This window comes from Microvirga arvi (assembly GCF_016892765.1).
In the GTDB taxonomy this organism is placed as follows: Bacteria; Pseudomonadota; Alphaproteobacteria; order Rhizobiales; family Beijerinckiaceae; genus Microvirga; species Microvirga arvi.
This window is the reverse complement of sequence record NZ_JAFEMD010000006.1, coordinates 161,753-172,052: the sequence shown is the minus strand read 5'-3', so window position 1 is coordinate 172,052 and position 10,300 is coordinate 161,753. Positions and strand designations below refer to the sequence as shown.

The following is a 10,300-nucleotide window of genomic DNA, read 5'->3' as shown; positions in this document are numbered from 1 at the left end:
CGGCCTTGGTGGCCGGCAGAAACCGGGTGCCGAGACCGGCGACGGGGAGGACTGCTTTGCGGATACGCTTCATTGGAAGAGCCATGATTGAGCATCAAGAGGGAGGGGTAATCTAAGTCAGAGCCGGGAAAAGGAAACCAATAACTGTCAAGCTTCGGCTACCCATAACGCGTTACATCCCGGCTTGTTTCATCGGCAGTGCTTCTTCATTGAAGTTCTGGACCTGAATTGAAGCTGAAGCGTTTTGGTTAAGCTGCCGAGCGGAGCAGTTTTGGGAGATGAATATGGCGGTATTGGTGACGGGCGGCGCGGGCTATATCGGCAGCCACATGGTGCTCGAGCTTCTGGATGCGGGCGAGACGGTGGTTGTGCTCGACAACCTGTCGACAGGCTTCCGCTGGGCGGTTCCGCAGGAAGTCACCTTCGTTACTGGCGATGTGGGCGATCAGGCCCTCGTTTCCAGCGTCATCGATGAGCACGGCATCGACAGCATCCTGCATTTCGCCGCTAAGATCGTGGTACCGGAATCCGTCACCGACCCGCTGGCCTATTACTTCAACAACACCGTGAAGACCCGTGCTCTGATCGAGACGGCAGTGGAGAAGGGCGTGAAGAACTTCGTGTTTTCTTCCACGGCCGCTGTCTACGGCAATGCCGAGGCGCCCCTGCTGACCGAGGACATGCCGCTTGTGCCGATCAACCCTTACGGCCGCAGCAAGCTCATGTCCGAGTGGATGCTGCAGGATGCCCATACGGCCCATGGGCTGCGCTATGCCATCCTGCGCTACTTCAATGTCGCCGGCGCCGACCCGAAGGGTCGCTCCGGCCAGTCGACTCCGCAAGCGACCCACCTCATCAAGGTGGCGGCCCAGGCCGCCCTCGGCCAGCGGCCTCATCTCGACGTGTTCGGCACTGATTACGATACGCCGGACGGCACCTGCGTGCGCGACTACATTCAGGTCAACGACCTCGCCCGGGCCCATCTCGTCGCCCTTCAGCATCTCCGCAGCGGCGGCGAGTGCACGATCATGAATTGCGGCTACGGCCATGGCGCCTCGGTCCTGGAGGTCGTGGACGTGGTCAAGAAGGTTTCTGGCGTCGATTTCGAGGTCCGCCTGAGTCCGCGCCGGCCCGGCGATCCCGCTCAATTGGTGGCGAAAGTCGACAGGATCAGCAGTCTCGGCTGGAGGCCGCAGCACGACGACTTGGCGGACATCGTCGATCAGGCCCTGCGCTGGGAGCGGGCGCTGGCGGGTCGAAAAGCCGCATAGGAACCTACCTATAAGACTAGGTGTCAACCGGCTGTTAACTCTCTTAGTGTCGCAATGGCAGGACATATCTGTCCTGTTTCCGTGAGCGACTCCCATGCGCCAGCCGCTGCTTCTGGTGCGCCGCCTTTCCGGCGCTCTCCTTCTCGGTCTGAGCCTCACCGGCGGTGTAGGCTTTCAGACATCGTCTGCTCAGGCGCAGGAGGCATCGCAGGGAGGCTTCCAGCGTTTCGTGCAGGGGCTCTGGCCGGAGGCCAGGGCGCGAGGCGTCTCAAAGGCGACCTTCGAAGAGGCGTTCCGGGGCGTCGAGCCGGATGCCAAGATCATTGCGCTCACCCGCAAGCAATCCGAGTTCGTCCGGCCGATCTGGGACTATATCAACGGTTCTCTCTCTGCCGAGCGGCTGAAGCGCGGCTGGGAGATGGCTGCCGAGTGGTCGCAGACCCTGGCCTCCGTCGAAAAGACCTATGGCGTTCCACGCGCCGTGGTGCTCGGCGTCTGGGGAATGGAGACGAATTTCGGCAGCTTCACCGGCTCGATCTATGCCATCCGGGCGCTCTCGACGCTGGCCTATACCGGCTATCGGGGCGACTTCTTCCGGGAGGAACTGCTCACCGCGCTCCAGATCCTGGAGCAGGATCACGTGGACCGCTCCAGGATGCTGGGCTCCTGGGCCGGGGCCATGGGCCAGACCCAGTTCATGCCCTCGAGCTTCATGAAGTATGCGGTCGACGGCAACCGGGATGGAATACGCGACATCTGGTCATCGGTGCCCGATGCCATGGCCTCGACCGCCAACTACCTGCGTCAGCAGGGCTGGGAGCCGGGACTGCCCTGGGGCTTCGAGGTCCAACTGCCGAAGAGCTTCGACTTCCGCTCCCTGAGGCAGAATTTTGCCCAGTGGGGATCCCTGGGCCTGCGCCGGGTCGACGGAAAGGCGCTGCCGCGCTCGGGCGAGGCGAGCCTGTTCCTGCCGGGTGGAGCCAACGGGCCGGCCTTCCTGGTGACCCGCAACTACGATGTGATCAAGACCTACAATTCCTCGGACGCCTATGCCATGGGCGTGGCGCATCTGGGCGACCGCCTCATGGGCGGGGCACCAATCCAGGGGGCTTGGCCCAAGGACCAGCCCATGCTGGACAAGGATCAGCGCCAGGAATTGCAGGAACGCCTCGCCCGCCTCGGTTTCTATGAGGGCGATGCGGACGGCAAGCTCGGCTCCAAGACCCGGGACGCCGTGCGGAACTTCCAGCTCCGGCGTGGTTTGATCCCTGATGGCTATGCCGATTATGCTGTCTTGCGCGAACTGCGTGCGACCCGCTGACGGAGCTGCCTTACGGCTCTATAACCAGGCTGGTCCGGATTAGGATGGAACCGCCTATGAAAATAGTGCCGATTCTTCATCGCATGACCCTCGCCCTGCTCCTCGCAGCGGGTGGGATCGATGCTGCCTTGGCGCAGTCCGGCTATTCTCAGCAGCCGGGCTACCGGGATCCCCGTGCCTATCCGCCCGGCTATTATCCTGGAAAGCTCGTACAGCCGGCCCAGCCTCAGCCGCAGCAGGGCTTCAGCCTCCGTCGTTTGTTCGGTGTTCCGGACGAGCCGCCGCCCCCTGCACGCGCTCCCGTCGCGAGACCCCGCAAACCGGCCGCCCCGCCAGCGGCGGTGGCGAAGCAGGAGAAGCCCAAGGTCGATCCGAGCACCCATGTGGTGGTGTTCGGGGATGCGCTGGCAAGCTATGCCCGGCAGGGACTCGACGCCCATCTTGCGGACAACCAGGATGTCGCGGTTGTCTCCAAGGTCAGGAATGACACGAGCCTCGCCCGCACCGATCCGGCCGACTGGCCCAACTTCATCAAGGCGACTCTCGACGGAGGCCAGAAAGCCTCCGTGGCCGTCGTGATGTTGGGAGCGAACGATCGGCAATCGATCAGGGATGGCGAGGAGGGGATAGAACCGCTCTCCGACCGCTGGAAAGAACTCTACCGCCAGCGGGTCGACGCGATCATGGCCGCCTTCAAGGAGCGCAGAATCCCGGTCGTCTGGATCGGCGTGCCGCCCATGAAGAACAGCAAGATCTCGGAAGATCTGCTCGCCATGAACGAGATCTACAAGGAAAGGGTCCAGCGCAACGGCGGAGTCTATGTGGACATCTGGCCTGGCTTCGTGGACGAGGAGAACCGCTACACGGCCGAGGGGCCCGACGTAGACGGCGAACCCGCCAAGCTGCGCACCAATGAGGGCGTCTTCTTCACCCGAGCCGGTGCGCGCAAGGTTGCCTTCTTCGCCGATACGGAGATCAAGCGGATCCTGGGGCAAGGCGGAACCGCCACGGCGGCTGCCCCCAATCCGGCGGAGATCACGCCTGCGGATGGATCGGGAACCCCGTCCGTCGAGGCTGCGCTGCCCCCGCCGCCGGATGCCGCCACTCCGGTTGTTCTGCCATCGAAGCCGCTGGTCGGTCCGGTTCTGCCGCTGACCCGTCAGGACGTGACGCCGGGAGGCACGCTCGTCTCGGCGCCGCCGAAGCTCGCGGGCGACCATGCCTATCCCGTCCAGCGCGCCCTGCGGGTCGGGATCGCACCCGGCTCCCGTCCCGGTCGGGCGGACGATTTTCGCTGGCCAAACCCGTAACGAGGATTTCGCAATAAAAAGCGGCGGCTCATGTGAGATGAGCCGCCGCTTTCGTTTGTCAGGATGCGAGGCTTACACCGGCAGGGTGCTGGAGCCCATGAGGAAGGTGTCGATGGAGCGGGCGGCCTGGCGGCCTTCGCGGATCGCCCAGACCACCAGCGACTGGCCGCGGCGCATGTCGCCAGCCACGAAGACCTTGTCGTTCGAGGTCCTGTAGCTCCTGTCGTCGGCCACCACATTGCCGCGACGGTCCATGGCGACACCCGATTGCTCAAGCAGACCTTCCTTCACCGAGCCGGCAAAGCCGATGGCGATGAAGACGAGATCGGCCTTCAAAATGAACTCGCTGCCGGGGATCGGCTGGCGTCTTTCGTCGACGCGCGCGCATTGTACGCCGATGACGCGGCCCTTCTTGCCTTCCAGCCCAAGCGTCGCGGCCTGAAACTCGCGCTCCGCGCCTTCGGCTTGCGATGAGGAGGTGCGCATCTTCGTCGGCCAGTAAGGCCACACGGTGAGCTTATCCTCCCGCTCCGGCGGCTTGGGGCGGATGTCGAGCTGGGTCACGGAGAGCGCACCCTGGCGGAACGCCGTGCCGACGCAGTCGGAGGCCGTGTCGCCACCGCCGATCACCACCACATGCTTGCCGCCTGCAAGGATCGGCTCGGCGGTGACGTCCTCCCCATTAACACGCTGGTTCGACTGGGTGAGATACGGCATCGCATAGAACACGCCGGCAAGATCCTGCCCCGGCAGGTTAGGATTGCGCGGATCCTCTGCGCCGCCGGCGAACAGCACCGCATCGAACTCGTTGTGCAGCGAGGCGAAACTGCGGTCGGCGCCGATATTCACGCCGCAATGGAAGATCACGCCCTCGGCCTCCATCTGCTTCACGCGGCGATCGATGTGGTACTTCTCCATCTTGAAGTCCGGGATGCCGTAGCGCAGCAGCCCACCGGGCTTCGCTTGCCGCTCGAACACATGCACCTCGTGGCCTGCGCGGGCGAGCTGCTGCGCAGCCGCCATGCCGGCGGGGCCTGAGCCGATCACGGCCACGCGCTTGCCTGTCTGCACATCGGCCGGTTCCGGCTTCACGAAGCCCATCTCCCAAGCCTTGTCGGCGATGGCCTGCTCGATGGTCTTGATGGTGACCGGCTGGTTTTCGAGATTGAGCGTGCAGGCTTCCTCGCACGGAGCTGGGCAGATGCGGCCCGTGAACTCGGGGAAGTTGTTGGTGGTGTGGAGGTTGCGTGCAGCCTCCTCCCAGTCGTCCTGCCAGACCAGATCGTTCCAGTCCGGGATCTGGTTGTGAACCGGACAGCCCGTCGGCCCATGGCAGAAGGGGATGCCGCAATCCATGCAGCGCCCCGCCTGCTTGCGCAGGTCGTTGGTGTCGAGCGGCAGCGTGAACTCGCGGAAGTGGCGGACGCGCTCACCGGCGAGCTGATATTTCTGCTCCTGCCGGTCGTATTCGAGAAAGCCTGTGACCTTGCCCATGGGTTTGCCCCTTCAATCCTTATTCCGCCGCCTGCAGGTTCCGGAGACGATCCATCTCCTGGAGCGCACGGCGATACTCGACCGGCATGACCTTCACGAACTTGGTGCGGTAGGTCGTCCAGTTGTCGAGGATCTCCTTGGCGCGCGTCGAGCCCGTATAGGTGTGATGGTTGGTGATGAGCTGCATCAGGCGCTCTTCATCGGGGCCAGACATGTTGGCCATGATGTCGATGCGGCCCTTGGTCTCCAGATCGCCGCCGTGATGATGGAGGCGGCGCATCAGATCCTCCTCCTCCTCGACGGGTTCGAGATCGACCATGGACAGGTTGCAGCGCTTGGTGAACGTGCCGTCCTCGTCGAGCACATAGGCGATGCCGCCCGACATCCCCGCCGCGAAGTTGCGGCCGGTCTGCCCCAGCACCACCACGAGGCCGCCGGTCATGTATTCGCAGCCGTGATCGCCGGTGCCCTCGACAACGGCGATGGCGCCCGAGTTGCGCACGGCGAAGCGCTCGCCCGCAACGCCGCGGAAATAGGCCTCGCCAGCAATGGCGCCGTACATCACCGTGTTGCCGACGACGATGGAATTCTCAGGCAGAGCCTTCGAAGCAGATGATGGTGCGATGATGATCTTGCCGCCCGAGAGGCCCTTGCCGACATAATCGTTCGCCTCGCCTTCGAGGTTCAGCGTCACGCCGGCGGCGAGCCAGGCGCCGAAGCTCTGGCCTGCCGTGCCCTTCAGCTTCACGGTGATCGTGTCGTCGGGAAGGCCCTCGTGGCCGTAGCGCTTCGCCACCTCGCCGGAGAGCATGGCACCCACCGTACGGTCGGAGCTTTTCACCTTCGATTCGATGGTGACGGCTTCGCCGTTCTCCAGCGCGGGACCGGCCTGTGCGATGAACGCGCGGTCGAGCACGTTCGCGATCGGGTGAACCTGACGCTCCAAGTGCCGGATCGCGACGTTCGGGCCTGCGTCGGGCTTGTGGAAGAGCTTCGTGAAATCGAGACCCTTCGCCTTCCAGTGGTCGATGGCCGCATTCTTGTCGAGAAGATCGGACTGGCCGATCATCTCGTCGATGGTGGTAAAGCCCATCTCGGCCATCAACTCGCGCACTTCCTCGGCGACGAAGAAGAAGTAGTTGATCACGTGTTCCGGCAGGCCCTTGAAGCGCTTGCGCAGCACCGGATCCTGCGTGGCGACGCCGACCGGGCAGGTGTTGAGATGGCACTTGCGCATCATGATGCAGCCCGCCGCGATCAGAGGCGCGGTCGAGAAGCCGTATTCGTCCGCGCCGAGCAAAGCTGCGATCACCACGTCACGACCCGTGCGCAGCCCGCCGTCGGCCTGCAGCGCCACGCGGCCGCGCAGACGGTTGAGCACCAGGGTCTGCTGGGTTTCGGCGAGGCCGATCTCCCAGGGCGAGCCCGCATGCTTGAGCGAGGTGAGGGGGGACGCGCCCGTGCCGCCCTCGAAGCCCGAGATCGTGATGTGATCGGCGCGCGCCTTGGCGACACCGGCGGCAACGGTACCGACGCCCACTTCCGCCACGAGTTTCACCGACACGTCGGCCGCAGGGTTCACGTTCTTCAGGTCGAAGATCAGCTGCGCCAGATCCTCGATCGAGTAGATGTCGTGGTGCGGCGGCGGCGAGATGAGGCCGACGCCGGGAGTCGAGTGGCGCACGCGGGCGATCTTCGCATCGACCTTGTGGCCAGGCAGCTGGCCGCCTTCGCCGGGCTTGGCGCCTTGAGCGACCTTGATCTGCATCATGTCGGCATTGACGAGATATTCCGTCGTCACGCCGAAGCGGCCTGAGGCCACCTGCTTGATGGCGGAGCGCTTGGACATGCCGTTCGGCAGCGGGCGGAAGCGTTCCGGCTCCTCGCCGCCTTCGCCGGTGTTGGACTTGCCGCCGATGGCGTTCATGGCGAGCGCCAGCGTCTCGTGCGCCTCCTTCGAGATCGAGCCGAACGACATGGCGCCCGTCGAGAAGCGCTTCACGATCTCCTGCGCGGGTTCGACTTCGTTCAGTGGAACAGGCGCGCGTCCCGCCTCCTCCGCCTGCTTGATGCGGAAGAGACCGCGGATGGTCTTCAGCTCGTTGTCCTGCTCGTTCACGAGGCGCGCGAACTCGCGGTAGCGCTCCTGCGCGTTGAGGCGCACGGCATGCTGGAGCGTGGCCACCGTATCCGGGTTCCAGGCATGCACCTCGCCGCGCTGGCGATAGGCGTATTCGCCGCCGACATCGAGCGCATTGCGGTAGATCGGCGCATCGCCGAAGGCGTCGCGGTGACGGCGCACGTTCTCTTCCGCCACCTCGTCCATGCCGATGCCTTCGATGGTGGTCGCGGTGCCGAAGAAGTCACGGGCCACGAAATCGGACTTGAGGCCGATCGCATCGAAGATCTGCGCGCCGCAATAGGACTGGTAGGTGGAGATGCCCATCTTGGACATCACCTTGAGCAGGCCCTTGCCGATCGACTTGATGTAGCGCTTGACCGCCTCGTCCGAATCCACTTCCTGCGGCAGCTCGCCGGCCTCATGCATGGCCGCGATCGACTCGAAGGCGAGATACGGGTTGATGGCTTCTGCGCCGTAGCCGGCCAGGCAGGCGAAGTGATGGATCTCGCGCGGCTCGCCGCTTTCGACCACGAGGCCGACCGAGGTGCGAAGCCCTTTCCGGATGAGGTAGTTGTGCACGGCGGCCGTGGCGAGGAGCGCCGGGATCGGAATGCGGTCCGGACCGACCATGCGGTCCGTGAGGATGATGATGTTGTAGCCGCCGTGGACGGCTGCTTCCGCACGGTCGCAGAGTCGGTCGAGGGCGCCGTCGAGCGCAGAAGCGCCTAGTTCCGCATCATAGGTGATGTCGAGGGTCTTGGTGTCGAAGCGGTCCTCGAAATGGCCGATGCAGCGGATCTTCTCCAGGTCCTCGTTGGTGAGGATCGGCTGGCGCACCTCCAGCCTTTTGCGGCGGGAGGTGCCTTCGAGATCAAGGATGTTCGGACGCGGGCCGATGAACGACACGAGGCTCATGACGAGCTCTTCGCGGATCGGATCGATCGGCGGGTTCGTCACCTGGGCGAAGTTCTGCTTGAAGTAGGTGTAGAGCAGCTTGGCCTTGTCGGAGAGCGCTGAGATCGGTGTGTCCGATCCCATGGAGCCCACCGCCTCCTGGCCTGTGACGGCCATGGGCTGCATGAGCAGCTTCAAGTCCTCGGCCGTGTAGCCGAAGGCCTGCTGACGGTCGAGGAGCGACACGTCCGTGCGCGACTCGCGCGCCTGCACGGGCTTCAAGTCCTCCAGCACGATCTGCGTGCGCTTCAGCCATTCCTTGTAGGGATGAGCGTTGGAGAGCTGCTGCTTGATCTCATCGTCGGAGACGATGCGGCCTTCCTCCAGGTCGATGAGGAGCATCTTACCCGGCTGCAGGCGCCACTTCTCGACGATCTTCTCCTCCGGGATCGGCAGCACGCCCATCTCGGAGGCGAGCACCACGAGACCGTCGTCGGTGACGAGATAGCGCGCGGGGCGAAGGCCGTTGCGGTCAAGCGTCGCGCCGATCTGTTTGCCATCGGTGAAGCACACGGCGGCGGGGCCGTCCCACGGCTCCATGAGAGCGGCATGGTACTCATAGAACGCGCGCCGGTCGTCGTTCATGAGCGGGTTGCCGGCCCAGGCTTCCGGGATCAGCATCATCATGGCGTGCGACAGCGAGTAGCCGCCGCGCACCAGGAACTCGAGGGCGTTGTCGAAGCAGGCGGTGTCGGACTGCCCCTCGTAGGAGATCGGCCAGAGCTTCGAGATGTCGTTGCCGAAAAGCTCCGAGTCGACCGAGGCCTGGCGCGCCGCCATCCAGTTCACGTTGCCGCGAAGCGTGTTGATCTCGCCGTTATGGGCGACCATGCGGTAGGGGTGCGCGAGCTGCCAAGTCGGGAAGGTGTTGGTGGCAAAGCGCTGGTGCACGAGGGCGATGGCGCTCTCGAAGCGCGGATCCTGCAGGTCGAGGTAGTAGTCGCGCAGCTGCGTGACGAGCACCATGCCCTTGTAGACGATGGTGCGCGAGGACAGGCTGACGGGGTAATAGCCCTTCGTGCGCGCGTCCTTCATGTCGTAGACGGCGTTGGAGATGACCTTGCGGGCGATGAAGAGGCGACGCTCGAAGGTCTCGGCATCGTCCATCCCCTTGCCCTTGCCGACGAAGATCTGGCGGTGCAGGGGCTCGGTGGCCTTCACACTCTCGCCGAGATCGCTGGAATCGACGGGCACCTCGCGCCAGCCGAGCACCTGCAGGCCCTCATCGGCGATCGCCTTGGTGACGATCTCCTCGACGAGCCTGAAGCCTTCCGGGTCGCGCGGCATGAACAGGTGGCCGACGCCATACTGGCCTTCCTCGGGCAGCCAGATGCCGACCTTGGCGCATTCGGCGGCGAAGAACTTGTGCGGGATCTGAACGAGAATGCCGCAGCCGTCGCCCATCTTGGGATCCGCGCCCACCGCACCCCGGTGATCGAGGTTGTGCAGGATGGCGAGGCCCTGCTCGACGATCTCATGCGACTTGCGGTTTTTCATGTCGGCGATGAAGCCGACGCCGCAGGAATCCTGTTCGTTCGAGGGGTTGTAGAGGCCCTGAGCGGCAGGCAGGCCGGGATCGCGCACGAGATGGACTTTGTTTCCCGTTGCGGCCGTGCGGCTTGGCACTTCGACTTCCAGGCTCTTGGTCGGCACGTCGCTCATGACAGATCCTTACATCCGAACGGGTCTTCCGAGCATCGGGCCCAAAAGTGGACGCCACTTTCGGGATCAACCCGATGCTCCGTTTCTTACCTGCGCATCGCTGGACGCGGAAAACCAGGTCCACTTGTCCGCACGATGCGCTGTTCTTTGAGGCGGCTTTTGGGCC

Annotated in this window: 5 protein-coding genes; 3 read left to right on the top strand and 2 right to left on the bottom strand. The window is 64.3% G+C overall.

Going from position 1 to position 10,300, the window contains the following annotated elements; all coding sequences use genetic code 11:
• Positions 1 to 284: 284 nt before the first annotated feature.
• The 3 genes from galE to ILT44_RS05960 all read left to right on the top strand — a co-directional run bounded on the left by galE (position 285) and on the right by ILT44_RS05960 (position 3,902).
• Positions 285 to 1,271 (top strand): UDP-glucose 4-epimerase GalE, encoded by a 987-nt coding sequence (galE, locus tag ILT44_RS05970; protein ID WP_239467933.1) that lies wholly within the window; start codon positions 285 to 287, stop codon positions 1,269 to 1,271.
• A 94-nt stretch (positions 1,272 to 1,365) separates the two neighbouring features.
• Complete coding sequence (locus tag ILT44_RS05965; RefSeq protein WP_204238649.1) at positions 1,366 to 2,592, top strand: lytic murein transglycosylase; 1,227 nt, start codon at positions 1,366 to 1,368, stop codon at positions 2,590 to 2,592.
• A gap of 56 nt (positions 2,593 to 2,648) precedes the next feature.
• Positions 2,649 to 3,902 carry an SGNH/GDSL hydrolase family protein gene (locus ILT44_RS05960; protein WP_204238648.1) on the top strand — a complete coding sequence of 418 codons (1,254 nt, stop codon included), beginning with the start codon at positions 2,649 to 2,651 and terminating at the stop codon, positions 3,900 to 3,902.
• Positions 3,903 to 3,974: 72 nt separating this feature from the next.
• On the opposite strand, the gene ILT44_RS05955 is transcribed toward ILT44_RS05960, so the two are convergent.
• Together ILT44_RS05955 and gltB are read right to left on the bottom strand one after the other, a co-directional pair.
• Entirely contained in the window at positions 3,975 to 5,396 is a 1,422-nt protein-coding gene (locus tag ILT44_RS05955) for a glutamate synthase subunit beta (protein WP_204238647.1), read from the bottom strand.
• 19 nt (positions 5,397 to 5,415) lie between these two features.
• Positions 5,416 to 10,134, bottom strand: a complete 4,719-nt coding sequence (gene gltB, locus ILT44_RS05950) for a glutamate synthase large subunit (protein WP_204238646.1) — start codon at positions 10,132 to 10,134, stop codon at positions 5,416 to 5,418.
• Positions 10,135 to 10,300 lie beyond the last annotated feature (166 nt).

Excerpts from the sequence above, each read along its gene's own strand:
- galE (WP_239467933.1), top strand. The coding sequence starts at position 285 with ATGGCGGTATTGGTGACGGGCGGCGCGGGCTATATCGGCAGCCACATG.
- ILT44_RS05965 (WP_204238649.1), top strand. The coding sequence starts at position 1,366 with ATGCGCCAGCCGCTGCTTCTGGTGCGCCGCCTTTCCGGCGCTCTCCTT.
- ILT44_RS05960 (WP_204238648.1), top strand. The coding sequence starts at position 2,649 with ATGAAAATAGTGCCGATTCTTCATCGCATGACCCTCGCCCTGCTCCTC.
- ILT44_RS05955 (WP_204238647.1), bottom strand. The coding sequence starts at position 5,396 with ATGGGCAAGGTCACAGGCTTTCTCGAATACGACCGGCAGGAGCAGAAA.
- gltB (WP_204238646.1), bottom strand. The coding sequence starts at position 10,134 with ATGAGCGACGTGCCGACCAAGAGCCTGGAAGTCGAAGTGCCAAGCCGC.